Consider the following 19,549-nt stretch of genomic DNA (forward strand, 5'->3'; position numbering starts at 1 on the left):
AGCAGTGAACCAGACCTCGAGAAAAAAAAGGCCGCCTATGCGGCGCTGGCTGACGTGCTGGATAACGAGGCCGCCCGTAAGGAATTAATCGACCAGCTGCGTTCTGCCGCCGCCACGCCGCCGCCGGCCAGCGCGCCAAAGCTGACGCCGCCGGAAGAGAAAGATGAACGGACGGTACTGGAAAACGTCACCCAGGTGAGCCGCGAGTACGGTGAACGCTTTGCTGCGCGTTTTTCTCAGCTGTGGCGCAATATTACCGCCTCTGCGCATAAGCCGTTTCATGCCGAAACCTTTCGCAACGCCGCCGGCCATTTCCTGCTGCTGGCCGTGCTGGTATTCGCCTTCTGGTGGCTGGTCCGCCTCGCCGCGCTGCCGCTGTATCGCAAAATGGGTCAGTGGGGACGGCGCAAAAATCACGATCGCGGTAACTGGCTACAGCTCCCGGCCACCATCGCCGGCGCGTTTATCTTCGATCTCCTCCTGCTGGCGTTGACGCTGTTTGTTGGCCAGATGCTCAGCGATCGGTTTAATGGCGGGAGCCGGACTATCGCCTTTCAGCAAAGCCTGTTTCTGAATGCCTTCGCCTTGATTGAGTTTTTTAAAGCGATTCTGCGGCTGATTTTCTGTCCGCGGGTAACGGAGCTGAGGCCGTTTAACCTCAGCGATGAGAGCGCGAAGTACTGGAACCTGCGCCTGAGCGCGCTGAGCAGTCTGATTGGCTACGGCCTGATCGTCGCAGTGCCGATTATCTCCAATCAGGTCAACGTTCAGGTCGGCGCACTGGCGAATGTGGTCATTATGCTGTGTATCACCCTCTGGGCGCTGTATCTGATCTTCCGTAATAAAACGCGGATTACTCAGGGACTGCTGCACCTGGCAGACCGCTCGCTGGCCTTCTTCAGTCTGTTTATCCGCGCCTTTGCGCTTATCTGGCACTGGCTGGCCTGCCTCTACTTTATCGTGCTGTTTTTCTTTTCCCTTTTCGACCCCGGCAACAGCCTGAAGTTTATGATGGGGGCCACGGTACGCAGTCTGGCGATTATCGGCGCCGCCGCGCTGCTCTCCGGCATCTTGTCACGCTGGATAGCGAAAACCATTACCCTGTCGCCGCAGACCCAGCGTAACTATCCCGAGCTGCAGAAGCGGCTAAACGGCTGGATCTCCGTCGCGCTCAAAGTGGCGCGAATTTTAGTGGTCTGCGTGGCGATTATGCTGCTGCTAAGCGCCTGGGGACTGTTTGATTTCTGGAACTGGATGCAACACGGCGCCGGGCAAAAAGCGGTGGATGTGCTGATTCGCATCGCGCTGATTCTGTTCTTCTCCGCCATCGGCTGGACGCTGCTCGCCAGCCTGATAGAAAACCGCCTGGCCTCAGACATTCACGGCCGCCCGCTACCGGGCGCTCGTGCCCGTACGCTGCTGACGTTATTCCGTAACGCGCTGGCGGTCATTATCAGCACCATCACGGCGATGATCCTGCTCTCCGAAGTGGGGGTGAACATTGCGCCGCTGCTGGCCGGCGCCGGTGCGCTGGGGCTGGCCATTTCGTTCGGCGCCCAGACGCTAGTAAAAGATATTATCACCGGTATTTTTATCCAGTTTGAGAACGGGATGAATACCGGTGACCTGGTGACCATCGGCCCGTTAACCGGCACGGTGGAACGGATGTCGATCCGTTCCGTGGGCGTGCGCCAGGACACCGGCGCTTACCATATTATCCCGTGGTCCTCGATTACCACCTTCGCCAACTTCGTGCGCGGCATCGGCTCAGTGGTTGCCAACTACGATGTCGACAGACAGGAGGATCTGGATAAAGCCGGTCAGGCGCTGAAAAACGCGGTTGCCGACGTGATGGATCAGGAGGAGATTCGCGGGCTGGTGATTGGCGAGCCGTCATTTGCCGGGCTGGTCGGCCTGAGCAATACGGCATTTACCCTGCGAGTCACCTTCACCACTCTGCCGCTGAAGCAGTGGACGGTACGCTTTGCGCTCGATACGCAGGTGAAGAAACATTTCGATCTCGCCGGAGTACGGGCGCCCGTGCAAACCTACCAGGTTCTGCCGGCTCCTGCGCCCATCGCCGCACCACCAGCGGCACCCGCAGAACCGACGCTATAGCCACGGCGCAGAGCACATTCCGGGCGGGCCAGACCCGCCCGGACGCATCATTCTTAGCGTGCCAGCGGACGGCGGCGTTTAGCCTCATCCATGAAGGTCCAGGCGATAAAGCGACTCTGCTTCTGTCCCTGGGCCATCTCTTTTTTCACCACCTTCACCGCGCCGGCTTCGGTCAGCGCACGATAAAGCGGCGGCAGATTATCGCCGCGCGACACCAGTGAGGTGAACCATTTCACCTGGCGACCAAACTGCTGGCTTTCGCGGATCATCTGCGTAATGAACGCCACTTCACCGCCTTCGCACCACAGCTCCTGCTGTTGACCGCCGAAGTTCATCACGCTGTCCGCCCCCAGCCCCAGGTTCCGACGCTTACGCTCGCCGCCGGCCTGCGCGCTGGCAGCAGAATCGTGGAATGGCGGGTTGCACAGCGTCGCATCAAAACACTCATTTTTATGAATAATGCCGCTAAAGATAGCCCCACTCTCTTTCTGTCGACGCAGGCGAATCTGGCGGCTGAGTCCCGGGTTAGCGTTGATGATCGCCTGGGCGCTGGCGATCGCTTCCGGGCTAATTTCGCTACCGGTAAAACGCCAGCCGTACTCATGCGCACCAATCAGCGGATAGATTAAGTTTGCGCCGCTGCCGACATCCAGAATGCTGGCATTTTCAGGAATGGTGCCGGTATCCAGCGCCAGCAGGTCGGCCAGGTGGTGAATATAATCCGCTCTTCCCGGTACCGGCGGGCATAAGAAGCCGTCCGGAATATCCCAGTGTTTCACCGCGTAAAAATGCGCCAGCAGCGCCTTATTCAGCGCCTTCACCGCCAGCGGGTTAGCAAAATCGATGGTCTGCTCGCCCACCGGATTAAGGGTGATAAAGCCTTGCAGCTCAGGGTGAGCCTGGCATAGCGCGGGCAAATCATAACGTTGATGATGACGGTTACGCGGGTGTAACCCCGGTTTCTGGGCTTTCATGGCAATCTCCTTTGAACAGCCGCGTAAGATACCCGTTGACGGCGGCGCGGTAAATAAGGGAGTCTGGATATCTCTCATTCGGTTACGGGTGCTCTATGTATTTCTATCAACCTTCACAGGGACATGGCCTGCCGCACGACCCGCTTAACGCGATTATCGGCCCACGCCCGATCGGCTGGATCGCCTCTCTGGACGCCGCAGGTCATCGCAATCTTGCCCCCTATAGCTTCTTTAACTGTTTTAACTATCGGCCGCCGATTATCGGTTTTGCCAGCAGCGGCTGGAAAGACAGTGTACAGAATATTATCGAAACCAAAGAGTTTGTCTGGAATCTGGCCACCCGCCCTTTGGCTGAAGCGATGAACGAAACCTCCGCCAGCATCCCTCGCGACGAAGATGAATTTGCCCGTGCCGGGCTGACTCCCGCCGCCAGCCGGATGGTCGCCGCCCCGCGGGTCGCGGAAAGCCCGGTGAACTTCGAATGTCGGCTCTCCCAATGTATTCGCCTGACCCGTGCCGATGGCGAGCCTGTCGATAGCTGGCTGGTGCTGGGTGAAGTGGTCGCAGTCCATATCGATGAGTCGTTACTGGAAAATGGCGTCTATCAGACCGCTAAGGCCAGGCCGATTCTCCGCGCCGGTGGGCCGAGCGCCTATTACACTATCGATGAAAATCTGCGTTTCGACCTGATCCGCCCGGACGCTCGCTAAGCCGTTTGTTCTTCTGCCCGGCCCACGGCGCGCGCCTGGTCGGGCCGCCGTTTATTCAAAAAAGATGTTGTTTGTCTTCAGTTTTTTACCCTGTCTATCCTGCCGTAAAGGCCTAAACTTAAAGTATGTCCCATGCGGTTAATGAGGATATGCTCATGAAAAGAACGCTGCTGTTACTCACCGTAATCACGATTGCCGCCACCTCTTTTATTGCCCAGGCCGGGATCTCACCTCCGCCGTCTATCGCCGAGAGCGGTCCGCTACGCCCGGCAGGCACCGTCTCCGCCTCCGGCGCCAGCAATCTGGATGATCTGCAGGCGAAACTGGCGGAAAAAGCCCACCAAAAAGGGGCGATAGCCTGGCGAATCAACTCCGCCAGCAGCGCGAATAAAATGTCCGGTACCGCCATTATCTATAAATAATCCACCGCTCTGCACGGGTCGGAACCCATCAGGGTCCCGCCCGATGGCCTGACGGCTGCCGTTTATGTAGAAAAAATGCAGTTCACGTAAAGAAATGTATTTATTTTTTTATCAACGAGTGATAAAAATTTGCCTTCATTTGATAATAGTTATCAAAATCATTATCAAACGCATTGCTATTTTAACAAATCACCTGCAGCGGTCGGGGCCCGGCATCGCTGTGCCTGCGGTTGTGATGGCTTTAATTAAAACTATAAGTTGCTTATTGAAATGGACAAAAAACAAAATTTACCGTTCAGCAGTTTTAGCTCGCTGACGATCTTTACCGGCATGTGTCTGAGTCTGTCGCCGACAGGCCTGGCTCTGGCCGCAGACGGCACTGAACAAAATGGCGGTGAAACGCTGGTGGTGGAAGCGCAGGCTCCCTCTCTGTATGCCCCTACGCAATCTGCCGACCCCAAATTTTCCCGCCCGATTGCCGATACCACCCGCACGGTCACCGTGGTCTCCGAGCAGGTGATGAAAGATCAGGGCGTGACTAATTTGACCGATGCGTTGAAAAACGTTCCCGGCGTCGGAGCCTTCTATGCCGGGGAAAACGGCAGCTCGTCGACCGGCGACACCATTTATATGCGTGGAGCCGATACCTCTAACAGCATCTATGTCGATGGTGTCCGCGATATCGGCAGCGTGACCCGCGATACCTTTAACACCGAACAAGTGGAAGTGATTAAAGGCCCGTCGGGTTCTGACTACGGCCGTAGCGCTCCAACCGGCTCAATCAATATGATCAGCAAACAGCCGCGTCTGGACTCCGGTATCGATGCCTCCGTCAGCGCTGGCAGCGCCTGGTTCCGTCGCGGTACGCTCGATATCAATGAAGCCATCGGCGAAACCAGCGCCGTGCGTCTGAACCTGATGGGCGAAAAAACCCATGATGCCGGCCGCGATAACGTCAAAAATGAGCGTTACGGTATCGCGCCATCGGCCGCGTTTGGTCTCGGTACTGAGAACCGTCTGTACCTGAACTATCTGCATGTGACCCAGCACAACACGCCGGACGGAGGTATCCCGACCATTGGTCTGCCGGGGTACTCCGCGCCAACTCCTGGCACCGCGGCGCTCAATCACTCGGGTAAGGTCGCCACCAGCAACTTCTACGGGACGGATTCCGACTACGACGACTCCACCACCGATACGGTGACCATGCGCTTCGAGCACGACCTGAGCGATAACACCACCCTTCGCAACACCACCCGCTGGTCGCGCGTGAAACAGGATTATCTGCTAACCGCAGTGATGGGCGGCGCAACCAACATCACCCAGCCGGACCCGAACGATGTCGGCACCTGGACCTGGTCGCGTCTGGCGAACACCAAAGACGTCAGTAATAAAATTCTGACCAACCAGACCAACCTGACCTCAAAGTTCTATACCGGTTCGATCGGGCATGACATCAGCACCGGTTTCGAGCTGACCCGGGAAACGCAGACCAACTACGGCGTTTATCCCATTACGCCTCCGGCGGTCAATATTTACCATCCCAATAGCAACATCTCTATTGGCGGTCTGGACCGCAGCGGCGCCAACGCCAACGGGCAGACGGATACCTTCGGCGTTTATGCCTTCGATACTCTGCAGATTACCCATGATTTCGAGCTGAACGGCGGCATCCGTCTGGATAACTACCAGACAAAATATGACAGCGCCAGCCTGTGCGGCGGCACCGGCCGCGGTGCGGTTGCCTGCCCGGACGGCGTGGTGAAAAACAGCCCGGTCACCACGGTTGATACCTCCACCAGCGGCAATCTGGTGAACTGGAAAGCCGGGGCGCTGTACCACCTGACCGACAGCGGCAACGTTTACGTCAACTATGCGATCTCCCAGCAGCCTCCGGGCGGCAATAACTTTGCCCTGGCCCAAAGCGGTACCGGGAATAGCGCCAACCGTACCGATTTTAAACCGCAGAAAGCGAAGACCAGCGAAGTCGGTACCAAGTGGGAGCTGATGGATAAACGTCTGCTGCTGACGGCTGCGCTTTTCCGTACCGATATTGAGAACGAAGTCGAGCAAAACGACGACGGCACCTATTCGCAGTACGGTAAAAAACGCGTTGAAGGTTATGAGCTGTCTCTGGCCGGTAATATCACCCCGGACTGGCAGGTCATCGGCGGATATACCCAGCAGCACGCCAGCGTCCGTGAAGGCAGCAACATCTCCCAGGACGGCACCAGCGCGCTGCCGTACACGCCGGAACACGCCTTTACCCTCTGGAGCCAGTACCAGGCAACCGATGCTATCGCCCTTGGCGCAGGCGCTCGCTATATCGGCAGCATGCATCGCGGCAGCGACGGCGCCGTCGGTACGCCGTCCTCCACCGAAGGCTACTGGGTGGCTGATGCGAAAGTGGGCTATCGTATCAACCGTAACGTCGATCTGCAGCTGAACGTCTATAACCTGTTCGATACCCATTATGTCGCCTCAATCAACAAGAGCGGCTACCGTTATCATCCAGGCGAACCGCGTACTTTCCTGCTGACTGCCAACGTGCATTTCTAATCCACAGCGGGGCGGCAACGCCCCGTTTCTTGAGGAGAAACAACGATGATGTACCATATCCCCACCGTTCTCAGCCCGCAGGAAGTTGACGATTTTCGCGCGCAGCTGCAGCAGGCCGACTGGGTTGACGGGCGAGCCACCACCGGCGATCAGGGCGCGCTGGTGAAAAAAAATCAGCAGGTCGATACCCGCAGTCCGCTGTACGGCGAACTGCAGAACAGAGTCCTCGCGGCGCTCAACCGCAGTTCACTGTTCTTCGCCGCCGCACTGCCTAAAACCCTCTCCAGCCCGCTGTTTAACCGCTATCAGCAGAGTGAGACCTACGGTTTTCACGTTGACGGCGCGGTGCGCAGTCAGGCCCAGGGCGGCTGGATGCGTACCGACCTTTCTGCCACCCTGTTCCTCAGCGCGCCTGAGAGTTATGAAGGCGGTGAGCTGGTGGTAAACGACACCTATGGTCAGCATACGGTCAAGCTGCCGGCGGGCGACCTGGTACTCTACCCGTCAAGCAGCCTGCACTGCGTGACGCCGGTGACCCAGGGCGTGCGCGTGGCTTCTTTCCTGTGGGTCCAGTCGATGATCCGCGATGACAAACGCCGCAGCATGCTGTTCGAGCTGGATCGGAATATTCAGACTCTGAAGAGCCGCCACGGCGAGAGTGACGAGGTGCTATCGCTACTTAATCTGTACCATAACTTGCTGCGGGACTGGTCGGAAATCTGAGCCCTTGCCAGACTCATTTTTGCCCCCATCTTCACTCTACCCGTCATACTCAAGTTGCCTGCACGTTGGCTTCGTGACTCGACTCCCCAATAAGCCTCACCCATACGAGCCGCCGCAGAGCAGCGTTCAAATCTGTTCCGGACAGATTGGCCGCTCGCCCCAGCCATTTAGCAAAGTAAGCGCCCGGAGGGCTCGGCGGCGTCGCCTTTCTGCAACTCGCATAAGTCAGGGTATATAATGACAGTAACAACAGTGAGGAGGTGCATCATGGCATCAGGTTGGGCAAATGATGGCGCAGTTCAGGATCAGATCGACAGCACCGTTGACGATGCGGTCGCACGGGCGAGAAACGCCCTCCCCAGCGGAGAGAGCCACAAATTTTGTGATGAATGCGGAGAGCCGATTCCCGAGGCCCGAAGAAAGGCGATCCCGGGGGTCAGATACTGCGTGAAGTGCCAACAGGAGAAAGATTTACATAACAATACATTTTCAGGATATAATCGCCGTGGCTCCAAGGACAGCCAGCTACGCTGACCTTCCTTTACCGTTCATTACCACAGAAAGCATTATCTTTTCGCGCACGTTTTTCGGCCAAAAAAGTGGCAAAATGTGCCCTGAATACGTTCTGTACCCCGCTGGGGTCTCTCCGGCCATCCCACCACGAAATAATTTATTAATATTCAATAAATTAATAATCATTCAAAAAAATCGATGAAGACTGTTAATTTCCTTCGATTTTATCTCTCGCAAAAAAGCGTGATACTTATCACATCGACGGAACATCGTCCTCTTAACAAAATAACCTGCGAGAGATTAACTATGAAAACCATTAAATATGCTGCCGCTGCTATTGCCCTTACTACTCTGTCCTTTGGCGCTTTCGCCGCTCAGCCGGTTAGCCCGTCTCAGGCTGAAAGCATGAACAAAATTGGCGTGGTCTCTGCTGAAGGCGCAACGACTCTGGATGGTCTGGAAGCCAAACTGGCTGAAAAAGCGCAAGCCGCTGGTGCGACTGGTTACAGCATCACCTCCGCCAACACCAACAACAAAATTAGCGGTACCGCGGTTATCTATAAATAACCGCTGCACGACCTGTATTAACCCTGAACGACCCTTTAATACCCTTGTTTTGCCCGTCCGTGCCACCGGACGGGCTTTTTTTTTTTATACGTCACTGTCTGACGTGAGCTTTTTTCAGGGGAAACGGGTGGCTACCAGTGTTCAGCAACCCGGCTTAGCCCCTGCTCCAGGGTCGCAACCTCACCAGTCGCCACCAGGCAGCAAGCCAGCTGAATTCTCAGCGAGGTCGGCAGCGGTTCACTCCCCGCTACGCAGCGCTCAATCCAGCGGGCGGTGACCTGAGGATCTTTTGACTCCGGTAGTCCCCCTCCCTCCTCCGGCAACTCGCTCTGGCGTTCATGCACTACCCGCGTCCCTGAAGCGTCAATCAGGCTAATTTGCGGGTATCGCTGCGGATTGGCATACACTTCACCTTCCGTCCCGTGCATTAACAGCGCCCGTCCGCCGATCTCGACAAAGAATTTTGCAACCTTGCCCACATATTCCGGGTGAGAAACGCTCGATAAACGTAGCGCCGCATCTTCAGCAAATGGCGTCGCCAGCTTTGCCAGTGTATGTGCGCTGTTGCGTACGCCCATACGCCAGCGCAGGGCAAGCTGTTTTTCCAGCGGCGGACAGAGTACGCCAACCGGAATATACACCGGCTCGTGGCCGTCGAGCCGCGCCTGAGCCTGGCCCGCATGTCGGGTGGCGGGGATCCCCATCAGCTCAAAAATCGTTTCCGTCAGCACCCGGGTCGGATCGTGACTGACACCATGCACCACCACCGGAAAACCGAGCTTATGCAGCAAAACGGCCAGCAGAGGGGTCAAATTAGCCTGCTTACGCGCGCCGTTATAGCTGGGGATCACAATCGGCATTGGTCTGGCGACAGGCGGCGTCAGACGCAGAGTCTTCTGCTGCATGGCTTCATAGAAACCTTTCATTTCCGCTTCGCCTTCGCCCTTAATACGCAGGGCAATTAAAATCCCGCCCAGCTCCAGCTCAGCCACCTCGCCGTCAAGCATCCGCGAGTAAAGCGCGCGGGCAGTATCCACATCCAGGTCACGCGCGTGATTTTTCCCGCGCCCGACTTCTTTAATGATCTTGCTGTAGTCCATCGAAGACTCCTGTTAGCTGCTCACATCGTCGACATTACACCGTTAACGCCGTTTACGACGCGCCTGTTTTACTTTCGTTTTGACGATAACCTCAGGAACGGCAGGCTGTTCTATTGGAAAAACGGGCAATGCATTCAGTAGACGCTTACCATAATTTTTGGTCAACAAACGCTTATCATAAATCACCACTTCGCCCCAGCAGCTGTGGCTGCGAATCAGGCGTCCGACCTGCTGAATCAGGTTAAAGGAGGCGCTTGGCAGGCTCTGCACTTCAAACGGATAGCGATTCAGGCTCTTGAGCCATTCGCCTTCGGTAATCACCACCGGACTGTCGATTGGTGGGAAGGCGATTTTATGAATATGTACCTGGCTGAGCAGCTCACCTTTGAGATCCAGCCCTTCGGCAAAGGATTGTAGCCCCACCAGTACGCTACGCTCCCCTCCTTCGACGCGCTTGCGGTGCAGTTCCACCAGCCGGTAGCGCGGCTTATCGCCCTGTACCAGCAATAGCAGTCGCAGATCGGGAACGTGTTCCAGGAAACGCTGCATCGCCCGCCCGCTGGCGAACAGCACCAGCATCCCGAGGTGCTTTTTACTTTCAACCTGCTCGCGGAAATAAGCCGCCATTTCAGCAATATGCTGCTCTTCGTTATCGATTAGCGGTTCATAGTGCATCTGTGGAATAACGATTTTGCCCTGCTCAACATGGTTAAAGGGGGAATCCAGCGCCACGAAACGATCGCCGGCCTTTTCTTTCAACCCGCTCATCTCCTGCAGGCGTGAAAAGCTGTTCAATGATCGCAGGGTGGCGGAGGTGACGACAATATGCGGCACGCTGCGCCACAGCAGCCTTTCCAGCTGGTCGCTGACGCGAATGCCGACGCAGTGAAACCAGATATGCGTTTGACCGTCGCGCATATCGCGCGTCACCCATTTGGTGACCGGCGCGCCGGATGACTGCGCCAGCGATGCCAGCCGCCACAGCTTGCTCTGGCTTTCAAACATCCCCAGCGCACGGTTCATTTGCAGCAGAACCCGATGCAGACGTACCACGTCGTGGCTACCGGTTTTTTCCCCGAGGTCGTTAAGAAAGAGCTCCGCCAGCCCGCGCAGCATCTCGGTCAGTTTCGCCAGACGCTGGCAGATATCCATCACCTCCTGCGGCAACTCGCCCATCGGGAAACGATGCTCGGCTTCCTGGCCGGCCGGCATATAGAGATTAAGGATAGCGTTCAGCGAGGCGATCAGCTCATACAGCTCCTCACAGTGGCCACTCAGGCGCTCGGGATTGGCCAGCGGCGGCGTGGTTTTCGGCCGAAACTGCTCCATACAGGTCGCCACCAGCTTACTGAACAGATCCAGCTGTAGCCGGTACCATGGGGCGGTCATTTCCGCGCTCATTTCCAGCGCATCGCGGGCCACGTCCGGCAGATGATGGCCTTCATCGAGCACCAGCAGCAGGTTTTTCGGCTCGGGCAACACGGCTTCGCTCTCCATCGCCGCCATCACCAGCGCATGGTTCGCCACCACCACTTCCGCCTCCTGAATTTCTCGCCGGGCAACGAAGAACGGACATTCGCGATAGTAGTGGCAGTTGCGGTTGAGGCAGCTGGCTTTGTCGGTGCTCAGGCGGCTCCAGAGCGCATCATCGACAGGTTTATCGGTGTGATCGCGCAGACCGTCCCAGCGGTAGCTGTCGAGGTCGGTTTTCAGCGTCGCGCACAGCTTCTGTTCAGCCTGATTATTCGGCGTGAGATCGTCATCGAGAAACGCCAGCAGATCCTGCTGCGTCGGTTCGGTGCTGGCCAGCGCCGTAAGGTTGCGTGGGCAAACGTAGCGCCCGCGGCCAAACGCGGCGGTAAAACGCAGATCGGGAATAATTTTGCGCAGCAGCGGCAGATCCTTGCTGTAGATCTGATCCTGTAGCGCAACGTTGGCGGTGCTCACCACCAGGGTTTTCTGCTGCTCACGGGCGATGGCGATGCCGGGAATCAGGTATGACAGCGTCTTCCCGACGCCGGTGGGCGCCTCAATGGCCAGGTGTCGGCCTTCTTCCCCGGCAAGCGTTTTTGCCACATCGGCAATCATCTGCCGCTGTGGCGGACGGGGAATGAAATCCGGAATCTGTTCCTGAAGCGCCTTATACCAGGCGGCGATTTGCGCTTTTAGCGCAGCGGTCAAAGCCATGAGAAAACCTGAATACTGTATAAACAGCCACTATTGTGACACTTTTTGCCTGGCAGGAGGAATTACTTTCTGAGCAATGTGGAATGATGCTCGGGATTTATCAATGTACCGGCCGGGAATCACAGGGCACGCGAGGGAGGAACCCGGAGACAGCATGCTTGCTGCTTCCGGGTATCGTTGCGTCATTCGGGCAAAACGTCTTGCCCGGATGACGCATATATGGCGGGAGGCGGTTACTCAGCGGCCGCAGGTTTACGCGGACGACGGCGGCGCTGTTGCTCGCCGGCCGGTTTCGCCTCGCCGATACGGCGTGAAGGCTTTGCCCCGGCTTTCGGCGCTTCGCCGTCGTTACGCCGCGGCGCCGACTGCTGGCTGCGCCCCTGCCCCTGGGCGTTACGTCCTTGTCCCTGACCGCTGCGGCCCTGGCTCTGGCCGCGACCGCCGCCACCGCTACGCTGCTGACGACCGTTTTGAATCGGCTCCGCTCTGATAGACGGATCCGGCGCATAGCCATCGACGGCGATGCGTGGAATCTCTTTTTTCAGCAGACGTTCGATATCATGCAGCAGTTTATGCTCGTCCACGCAGACCAGCGACAGCGCTTCACCGGTGGCGGCTGCGCGACCGGTACGGCCGATCCGGTGAACGTAATCTTCCGGTACGTTAGGCAGCTCGTAGTTGACGACGTGCGGCAGTTCTTCGATATCCAGACCACGCGCGGCGATATCCGTCGCCACCAGCACGCGAATACCGCCGGATTTAAAGTCGGCTAATGCCCGGGTACGCGCCCCCTGGCTCTTGTTGCCATGGATAGCCGCGCTGCGGATGCCGTCTTTATTCAGCTGCTCGGCCAGGTGGTTGGCGCCATGTTTGGTGCGGGTAAAGACCAGCACCTGCTGCCAGTTACCTTCACCGATCATCTGCGACAGCAGTTCCCGCTTACGTTTCTTATCAACGAAATGGACGTGTTGCGTCACCTGCTCGGAAGCGGTATTGCGGCGAGCCACTTCGATTTCCAGCGGGTTATGCAGCAGCTTTTCCGCCAGCGCTTTAATGTCGTCGGAGAAGGTCGCGGAGAACAGCAGGTTCTGGCGCTTCGCCGGAAGCTTCGCCAGCACGCGGCGAATATCATGAATAAAGCCCATATCCAGCATGCGGTCGGCTTCATCAAGCACCAGGATTTCAACCTTGTCCAGGCTGACGGCATTCTGATGTTCAAGATCCAGCAGGCGCCCAGGGGTGGCCACCAGAACATCGACGCCGCTGCGCAGCTTCATCATCTGCGGGTTAATGCTCACCCCGCCGAAAACCACCAGCGAGCGAATATTCAGGTATTTGCTGTAATCGCGAACGTTTTCGCCGATTTGTGCCGCCAGTTCACGCGTTGGCGTGAGGATCAGCGCGCGCACCGGACGACGGCCTTTAGCATGCGGCTCTTTCTGAATCAGATGCTGCAGGAGCGGCAGGGTAAAGCCTGCCGTTTTGCCGGTGCCGGTCTGGGCGCTGGCCATCAGATCGCGTCCCTGCAACACCGCAGGGATAGCCTGCTGCTGAATTGGGGTTGGCTCAAGGTAACCCTGCTCGGCGACAGCGCGCAGGATATCAGGGTTCAGGCCAAGGGAATCAAAAGACATAACAACTCCAAACCACCCCGGCCCGTGACAGGCGTAGTTTTCGGGGAGATTATTGCGAATAGAGATGGCAAAAACCACAATGCCATGAAGTGGCGCAGTCTAGCAGATTTTGTGACGCAGCGCATAAATATCCCCTCAGGGCCGCTGCGCCGGCTAATCCTCGTCACGCGCCGCTTGTAAAGAGTGATGCGAAATACGCAAAAGAGAGTATCCACTATTCTGGACAGTGACGCGAATTGGTCATACTCTTAATCAATCGATTGATTAATTTTTATCGTGCGATGACGACGACTCCTGTGACAACCAAAGGCGAACAAGCCAAAAGCCAGCTCATTGCCGCAGCCATCGCCCAGTTCGGCGAATACGGCCTGCACGCCACCACCCGCGATATTGCCGCGCAGGCCGGGCAAAATATCGCGGCGATCCCCTACTATTTTGGTTCCAAGGACGATCTCTATCTCGCCTGCGCCCAGTGGATTGCCGATTTTATCAGCCATAATTTTCGTCCGCATGCCGAAGCGGCGGAAACGCTGCTGGCGACAGCTTCTCCGGATAAGGCGGCGATTCGGGTTCTGATTCTGCGCGCCTGTCAGAATATGATTTTGCTGCTGACCCAGGATGACACGGTCAATTTGAGCAAATTCATCTCCCGCGAGCAGCTTTCTCCTACCCCGGCCTACCAGCTCATCCACGGGCAGGTGATTGCGCCGCTCCATCGCTACCTGACCCGTTTAATCGGCGCCTTTACCGGCCTCGATGCCGATGACACGGCAATGATTCTGCACACCCACGCGCTGCTGGGAGAGATTCTGGCCTTCCGCCTTGGGCGGGAAACCATTTTGCTGCGCACCGGATGGACGCAGTTCGACGAAGAAAAAACTGAGCAAATTTATCAGGTTATCGCCTGCCATATTGATTTCGTTCTGCAAGGGTTATTGCAAAGGAGCCAGGGATCATGAAAAAACCCGTCATCATCGTTTTGTTCATACTGCTGCTGATTGCCGCATTCGGCGGCGGCTGGTGGTGGTATCAAAGCAGCCAGCAAAGGGAGCTGACTCTGTATGGCAACGTCGATATTCGTACCGTGAACATGAGCTTCCGCGTCGGCGGACGACTGGCATCGCTGAACGTTGATGAGGGCGATAAGATTCAGGCCGGGCAAATACTCGGCCAGCTGGATCGCGCCCCGTATGAGAACGCCTTACAGCAGGCTCAGGCGAATGTCTCCACCGCTCAGGCGCAGTATGATCTGATGATGGCTGGCTACCGGGCAGAAGAGATAGCCCAGGCCGCCGCCGCCGTCAAACAGGCGCAGGCCGCGTACGATTACGCGCAGAACTTTTACCAGCGCCAACTGGGGCTACGTCAGAACAGCGCCATCTCGGTGAACGATTTGGAAAACGCGCGCTCCTCCCGCGACCAGGCTCAGGCGACGCTAAAGTCCGCGCAGGACAAGCTGCGCCAGTATCGCGCCGGCAACCGGCCGCAGGAAATCGCCCAGGCCAAAGCCAGCCTTGAACAGGCGCAGGCGGCCCTGGCGCAGGCTAAACTCGACCTGCACGATACCACGCTTATCGCCCCTTCCGACGGCACGCTGATGACCCGCGCCGTCGAACCGGGTAGCATGCTCAGCGCCGGCGGCACGGTCATGACGCTGTCGCTGACTCACCCGGTATGGGTCCGGGCCTACATTGATGAAAAAAATCTCGGCCAGGCGGTGCCCGGACGAGAAGTGCTGCTCTATACCGATAGTCGCCCGAATCAGCCCTGGCACGGCAAGATTGGCTTTGTGTCGCCAGTCGCCGAATTTACGCCGAAGACCGTTGAGACGCCAGATTTACGTACTGACCTCGTCTATCGCCTGCGTATTGTCGTCACCGATGCGGATGATTCGCTGCGCCAGGGAATGCCGGTGACCGTCACCTTCAGCAGCGGGAACGGACATGAGTGAGGACGTTATCACGCTCAGCGGGCTAACCCGCCGCTTCGCCGGCATGGATCGGCCCGCCGTTGCGCCGCTCAACTGCACTATCCGCGCCGGCTATGTTACTGGTCTGGTCGGCCCTGACGGCGCCGGGAAAACCACCTTGATGCGCATGCTCGCCGGGCTACTGAAGGCCGATGACGGCACCGCCAGGGTGATCGGTTTCGACCCGATTGCCGACGATAGCGCGCTGCACGCGGTGCTCGGCTATATGCCGCAAAAATTCGGCCTGTACGAAGACCTGACGGTCATGGAAAACCTCTCGCTGTATGCCGACCTGCGCAGCGTTACCGGCGAAACGCGCAGGAACACCTTCGCTCGCCTGCTGGAATTTACCTCCCTCGGCCCCTTTACCGATCGCCTGGCGGGGAAACTTTCCGGCGGGATGAAGCAGAAACTGGGGCTCGCCTGCACCCTGGTGGGTGAGCCAAAAGTCCTGCTGCTTGATGAGCCAGGGGTCGGGGTTGACCCTATCTCCCGCCGTGAACTGTGGCAAATGGTGCATGAACTGGCCGGTGACGGGATGCTGATCCTCTGGAGCACCTCCTACCTTGATGAAGCAGAACAGTGCCGCGACGTCCTGCTGATGAATGAAGGCCAGCTGCTTTATCAGGGCGAGCCGAAAGCGTTGACCCAAACCATGGCCGGTCGCAGTTTCCTCGTCTCCAGCCGCGAGGAAAATAACCGTCGCCTCCTGCAACGAGCGCTGAAGCTGCCGCAGATCAGCGATGGCGTCATTCAGGGGAAATCGGTACGCCTGATCCTGAAAAAAGAGGCCACCGTTGAAGAGGTGCAGCGCAACGCTAGCATGCCGACGCTGGAGATTGCCGAAACCGCACCGCGCTTTGAAGATGCATTCATCGATCTGCTGGGCGGCGCCGCGACCGCGGAATCGCCGCTGGGCGAAATTATCCATCGCGTAGAGGGCACGGCCGATGAGACGGTGATTGAAGCGCAGAGCCTGACCAAAAAATTCGGCGACTTCGCCGCTACCGACCACGTAGATTTTCGCGTCAAACGTGGGGAGATTTTCGGCCTGCTTGGCCCCAACGGCGCCGGCAAATCCACGACCTTTAAAATGATGTGCGGCCTGCTGGTGCCGACCTCCGGCAAGGCGCTGGTTCTGGGAATGGATCTGAAAGTCAGTTCCGGGAAAGCGCGCCAGCATCTCGGCTATATGGCGCAGAAGTTTTCGCTGTACGGTAACCTGACCGTTGAGCAAAACCTGCGCTTCTTCTCGGGCGTTTATGGCCTGCGTGGTCGGGTCCAGAACGAGAAAATCGCCCGGATGAGCGACGCTTTTGGTCTGAAAAGCATCGCCAGCCATGCGGCCGATGAGCTACCGCTAGGGTATAAGCAGCGTCTGGCGCTGGCCTGCTCGCTGATGCATGAACCCGATATTCTGTTTCTCGATGAGCCGACGTCAGGCGTCGACCCCATTACCCGCCGCGAGTTCTGGCTGCATATTAATAGCATGGTGGATAAAGGGGTGACGGTGATGGTGACGACCCACTTTATGGATGAAGCCGAATATTGCGATCGTATTGGTCTGGTGTATCACGGCAAGCTGATCGCCAGCGGCACGCCGGATGCGCTAAAAGCGCTGGCGGCAAATGATCAACAGCCCGATCCCACGATGGAGCAGGCCTTTATCACCCTGATCCACGACTGGGATAAGGAGAATGCCGGTGAGCGCTAAAATTCTCTCATGGCGACGCGTGCGCGCCCTGTGCGTCAAAGAGACGCGGCAGATCGTCCGTGACCCCAGCAGCTGGCTGATTGCGGTGGTCATTCCGCTGCTGCTGCTGTTTATCTTCGGCTACGGGATCAATCTCGACTCCAGCAAGCTCAAAGTCGGCGTACTGCTGGAGCAACAAAGCGAAGAGGCGCTGGATTTCGTCCACGCCATGACCGGCTCACCCTATATTGACGCCACGGTCAGCGACAATCGCCAGCAGCTGATTGAGATGATGCAGGCCGGGCGCATTCGTGGGCTGGTGGTCATCCCGGTAGACTTCGATCAGAAGATGGCGCGCCCCGGCGATAATGCTCCCATCCAGCTGATTACCGACGGCAGCGAACCCAATACCGCCAACTTTGCCCAGGGCTACGTGGAGGGCATCTGGCAAATCTGGCAGCAGCAGCGCGCGGAAGATCGCGGGGAAACCTTCGAACCGCTGATTGATGTACAGATGCGCTACTGGTTTAACCCAGCGGCCATCAGCCAGCACTTTATTATTCCCGGCGCTATTACCATCATTATGACGGTGGTCGGCGCGATTCTGACCTCGCTGGTGGTGGCCCGCGAATGGGAGCGCGGGACCATGGAGGCGCTGCTGTCGACGGAAATCACCCGCGCGGAGCTGCTGCTGTGTAAGCTGATTCCCTACTATTTCCTCGGCATGCTGGCGATGCTGCTGTGCATGCTGGTGGCGGTGTTCATCCTCGGCGTGCCGTTTCGCGGTTCGCTGGTGATTCTGTTCTTGATAACCAGCCTGTTTTTGCTCAGCACCCTCGGGATGGGGCTGCTCATTTCGACCATCACCCGCAACCAGTTTAACGCCGCGCAGGTCGCTCTGAACGCCGCCTTTCTGCCCTCAATTATGCTCTCCGGGTTTATTTTCCAGATTGACAGTATGCCGGCGGTGATCCGTGCGGTGACCTACATCATCCCGGCGCGCTATTTCGTCAGCACGCTGCAAAGCCTGTTTCTCGCCGGTAATATTCCGCTGGTGCTGCTGGTGAACACGCTGTTTTTAATCGCCTCGGCGGTGATGTTTATCGGCCTGACCTGGCTGAAAACCAAACGGCGTCTGGATTAATTCCCCTGCGCGCTTTCCCCGGGTTGCGGCGTGAACGCCTTGCCCGGGCTACCTGGGCGCAGTTTCGGTAATGATGTTGGTCGGGTAAGCGCAGCGCCACCCGACATGAGGAAAGTACTATGTTTCATCGCTTATGGACCTTGATTCGTAAAGAGCTGCAATCGCTGCTGCGCGAACCGCAAACGCGCGCCATTTTGATTATGCCGGTTCTGATTCAGGTGCTGCTGTTTCCCTTCGCCGCAACGCTGGAAGTGACCAACGCCACCATCGCCATCTACAACGAAGACAACGGCCGTCACGCGGTCGAACTGACCCAGCGTTTCGCCCGGGCTAAGGCCTTCACCCATGTGATGCTCCTCAAGAGCCCGCAGGAGATCCGCCCGACGATTGATGAGCAAAAAGCGCTGTTGCTCATCCGCTTCCCGGCGGACTTCTCGCGCAATCTCGACACCAACCAGCCCGCCCCGCTCCAGCTCTTACTGGACGGACGCAACTCGAACAGCGCGCAAATCGCCGCCAACTATCTCCAGCAGATCGTCAAAAACTATCAGCAGGAGCTGCTGGAAGGGAAAGCGAAGCCGAACAACAGCGAGCTGATCGTGCGCAACTGGTATAACCCGAATCTCGATTACAAATGGTTTGTGGTCCCGTCGCTGATCGCGATGATCACCACCATCGGGGTGATGATCGTCACGTCTCTCTCGGTGGCCCGCGAGCGGGAGCAAGGCACGCTCGATCAGCTACTGGTTTCGCCGCTGGCCACCTGGCAAATTTTCGTTGGCAAAGCGGTCCCGGCGCTGATTGTCGCCACGCTGCAGGCGAGCATCGTGCTGGCTATCGGCATCTGGGCGTATCAAATCCCCTTCGCCGGTTCGCTGCTGCTGTTTTACTTTACGATGGTCATTTACGGTTTGTCGCTGGTGGGATTCGGTCTGCTGATTTCGTCTTTGTGCTCAACCCAGCAGCAGGCTTTCATCGGCGTTTTCGTCTTTATGATGCCGGCGATCCTGCTCTCCGGCTACGTCTCGCCGGTTGAAAATATGCCGCAGTGGCTGCAGGACGTGACATGGATAAACCCGATTCGTCACTTTACTGACATCACCAAGCAGATTTATTTGAAGGATGCAAGTCTGGAGATTGTTTGGGGAAGTTTGTGGCCGCTACTGGTCATAGCGGCCACGACGGGTTCAGCGGCGTATGCGATGTTCCGCAGAAAGATCGCCTAATCGCCGCTAT

Annotated in this window: 16 protein-coding genes; 12 read left to right on the top strand and 4 right to left on the bottom strand. The window is 57.5% G+C overall.

Annotated features, from left to right (window positions below):
- Window positions 1–2,118, top strand: a 2,118-nt coding sequence (gene ybiO / locus GRPL_RS03900) for a mechanosensitive channel protein (protein WP_032700531.1), incomplete at its 5' end; no start/stop codon positions are given.
- Window positions 2,119–2,171: 53 nt separating this feature from the next.
- On the opposite strand, the gene rlmF is transcribed toward ybiO, so the two are convergent.
- A complete protein-coding gene (rlmF, locus tag GRPL_RS03895) occupies window positions 2,172–3,092 on the bottom strand; it encodes a 23S rRNA (adenine(1618)-N(6))-methyltransferase RlmF (protein ID WP_032700532.1) in 921 nt (306 codons plus the stop codon).
- 95 nt (window positions 3,093–3,187) lie between these two features.
- Here rlmF and GRPL_RS03890 point away from each other — a divergent pair, with 95 nt between their 5' ends.
- From GRPL_RS03890 to ybiJ, 6 genes are all read left to right on the top strand, one after another.
- Complete coding sequence (locus GRPL_RS03890) at window positions 3,188–3,802, top strand: flavin reductase family protein (protein ID WP_032688714.1); 615 nt, start codon at window positions 3,188–3,190, stop codon at window positions 3,800–3,802.
- Window positions 3,803–3,957: 155 nt separating this feature from the next.
- The gene (locus GRPL_RS03885; RefSeq protein ID WP_032700533.1) at window positions 3,958–4,224 is read left to right on the top strand and encodes a YdgH/BhsA/McbA family protein; all 267 of its coding nucleotides are present in this window, start codon (window positions 3,958–3,960) and stop codon (window positions 4,222–4,224) included.
- A 270-nt stretch (window positions 4,225–4,494) separates the two neighbouring features.
- Window positions 4,495–6,783, top strand: a complete 2,289-nt coding sequence (locus GRPL_RS03880; protein WP_032688717.1) for a catecholate siderophore receptor Fiu — start codon at window positions 4,495–4,497, stop codon at window positions 6,781–6,783.
- A gap of 45 nt (window positions 6,784–6,828) precedes the next feature.
- Window positions 6,829–7,506, top strand: a complete 678-nt coding sequence (gene ybiX, locus GRPL_RS03875; RefSeq protein ID WP_032700534.1) for a PKHD-type hydroxylase YbiX — start codon at window positions 6,829–6,831, stop codon at window positions 7,504–7,506.
- Window positions 7,507–7,773: 267 nt separating this feature from the next.
- Window positions 7,774–8,040, top strand: a complete 267-nt coding sequence (locus tag GRPL_RS0126055; RefSeq protein WP_004859799.1) for a DksA/TraR family C4-type zinc finger protein — start codon at window positions 7,774–7,776, stop codon at window positions 8,038–8,040.
- Between the two features lie 285 nt (window positions 8,041–8,325).
- Window positions 8,326–8,586 (top strand): DUF1471 family protein YbiJ, encoded by a 261-nt coding sequence (gene ybiJ / locus GRPL_RS03870; RefSeq protein ID WP_032688720.1) that lies wholly within the window; start codon window positions 8,326–8,328, stop codon window positions 8,584–8,586.
- Between the two features lie 131 nt (window positions 8,587–8,717).
- Here the strand turns inward: ybiJ and ybiB are convergent, their stop codons facing one another.
- The 3 genes from ybiB to rhlE form a co-directional block, all read right to left on the bottom strand.
- A complete protein-coding gene (gene ybiB / locus GRPL_RS03865; RefSeq protein ID WP_032700535.1) occupies window positions 8,718–9,686 on the bottom strand; it encodes a DNA-binding protein YbiB in 969 nt (322 codons plus the stop codon).
- 42 nt (window positions 9,687–9,728) lie between these two features.
- Window positions 9,729–11,873: an ATP-dependent DNA helicase DinG gene (dinG, locus tag GRPL_RS03860; RefSeq protein ID WP_032700536.1), complete on the bottom strand. Its 2,145-nt coding sequence runs from the start codon at window positions 11,871–11,873 to the stop codon at window positions 9,729–9,731.
- 233 nt (window positions 11,874–12,106) lie between these two features.
- Window positions 12,107–13,507 (bottom strand): ATP-dependent RNA helicase RhlE, encoded by a 1,401-nt coding sequence (rhlE, locus tag GRPL_RS03855; RefSeq protein WP_032688724.1) that lies wholly within the window; start codon window positions 13,505–13,507, stop codon window positions 12,107–12,109.
- A gap of 281 nt (window positions 13,508–13,788) precedes the next feature.
- Here rhlE and cecR point away from each other — a divergent pair, with 281 nt between their 5' ends.
- From cecR to GRPL_RS03830, 5 genes are all read left to right on the top strand, one after another.
- Window positions 13,789–14,466 carry a transcriptional regulator CecR gene (gene cecR, locus GRPL_RS03850; protein WP_032688725.1) on the top strand — a complete coding sequence of 226 codons (678 nt, stop codon included), beginning with the start codon at window positions 13,789–13,791 and terminating at the stop codon, window positions 14,464–14,466.
- The gene (hlyD, locus tag GRPL_RS03845; protein WP_032688726.1) at window positions 14,463–15,458 is read left to right on the top strand and encodes a secretion protein HlyD; all 996 of its coding nucleotides are present in this window, start codon (window positions 14,463–14,465) and stop codon (window positions 15,456–15,458) included. Before cecR ends, hlyD begins: the two co-directional genes overlap by 4 nt.
- Complete coding sequence (locus GRPL_RS03840) at window positions 15,451–17,190, top strand: ATP-binding cassette domain-containing protein (protein ID WP_032697694.1); 1,740 nt, start codon at window positions 15,451–15,453, stop codon at window positions 17,188–17,190. Before hlyD ends, GRPL_RS03840 begins: the two co-directional genes overlap by 8 nt.
- Window positions 17,180–18,313 (top strand): ABC transporter permease, encoded by a 1,134-nt coding sequence (locus tag GRPL_RS03835; RefSeq protein ID WP_162180120.1) that lies wholly within the window; start codon window positions 17,180–17,182, stop codon window positions 18,311–18,313. Before GRPL_RS03840 ends, GRPL_RS03835 begins: the two co-directional genes overlap by 11 nt.
- 119 nt (window positions 18,314–18,432) lie before the next feature.
- Window positions 18,433–19,539 (top strand): ABC transporter permease, encoded by a 1,107-nt coding sequence (locus GRPL_RS03830; protein WP_004859781.1) that lies wholly within the window; start codon window positions 18,433–18,435, stop codon window positions 19,537–19,539.
- Window positions 19,540–19,549: the final 10 nt, after the last annotated feature.

Source organism: Klebsiella planticola ATCC 33531, from assembly GCF_000735435.1.
In the GTDB taxonomy this organism is placed as follows: Bacteria; Pseudomonadota; Gammaproteobacteria; order Enterobacterales; family Enterobacteriaceae; genus Klebsiella; species Klebsiella planticola.

Excerpts from the sequence above, each read along its gene's own strand:
- rhlE (WP_032688724.1), bottom strand. The coding sequence starts at position 13,507 with ATGTCTTTTGATTCCCTTGGCCTGAACCCTGATATCCTGCGCGCTGTC.
- ybiB (WP_032700535.1), bottom strand. The coding sequence starts at position 9,686 with ATGGACTACAGCAAGATCATTAAAGAAGTCGGGCGCGGGAAAAATCAC.
- GRPL_RS03880 (WP_032688717.1), top strand. The coding sequence starts at position 4,495 with ATGGACAAAAAACAAAATTTACCGTTCAGCAGTTTTAGCTCGCTGACG.
- cecR (WP_032688725.1), top strand. The coding sequence starts at position 13,789 with ATGACGACGACTCCTGTGACAACCAAAGGCGAACAAGCCAAAAGCCAG.
- GRPL_RS0126055 (WP_004859799.1), top strand. The coding sequence starts at position 7,774 with ATGGCATCAGGTTGGGCAAATGATGGCGCAGTTCAGGATCAGATCGAC.
- GRPL_RS03885 (WP_032700533.1), top strand. The coding sequence starts at position 3,958 with ATGAAAAGAACGCTGCTGTTACTCACCGTAATCACGATTGCCGCCACC.
- GRPL_RS03830 (WP_004859781.1), top strand. The coding sequence starts at position 18,433 with ATGTTTCATCGCTTATGGACCTTGATTCGTAAAGAGCTGCAATCGCTG.
- ybiJ (WP_032688720.1), top strand. The coding sequence starts at position 8,326 with ATGAAAACCATTAAATATGCTGCCGCTGCTATTGCCCTTACTACTCTG.
- GRPL_RS03890 (WP_032688714.1), top strand. The coding sequence starts at position 3,188 with ATGTATTTCTATCAACCTTCACAGGGACATGGCCTGCCGCACGACCCG.
- rlmF (WP_032700532.1), bottom strand. The coding sequence starts at position 3,092 with ATGAAAGCCCAGAAACCGGGGTTACACCCGCGTAACCGTCATCATCAA.
- ybiX (WP_032700534.1), top strand. The coding sequence starts at position 6,829 with ATGATGTACCATATCCCCACCGTTCTCAGCCCGCAGGAAGTTGACGAT.
- GRPL_RS03840 (WP_032697694.1), top strand. The coding sequence starts at position 15,451 with ATGAGTGAGGACGTTATCACGCTCAGCGGGCTAACCCGCCGCTTCGCC.
- dinG (WP_032700536.1), bottom strand. The coding sequence starts at position 11,873 with ATGGCTTTGACCGCTGCGCTAAAAGCGCAAATCGCCGCCTGGTATAAG.
- hlyD (WP_032688726.1), top strand. The coding sequence starts at position 14,463 with ATGAAAAAACCCGTCATCATCGTTTTGTTCATACTGCTGCTGATTGCC.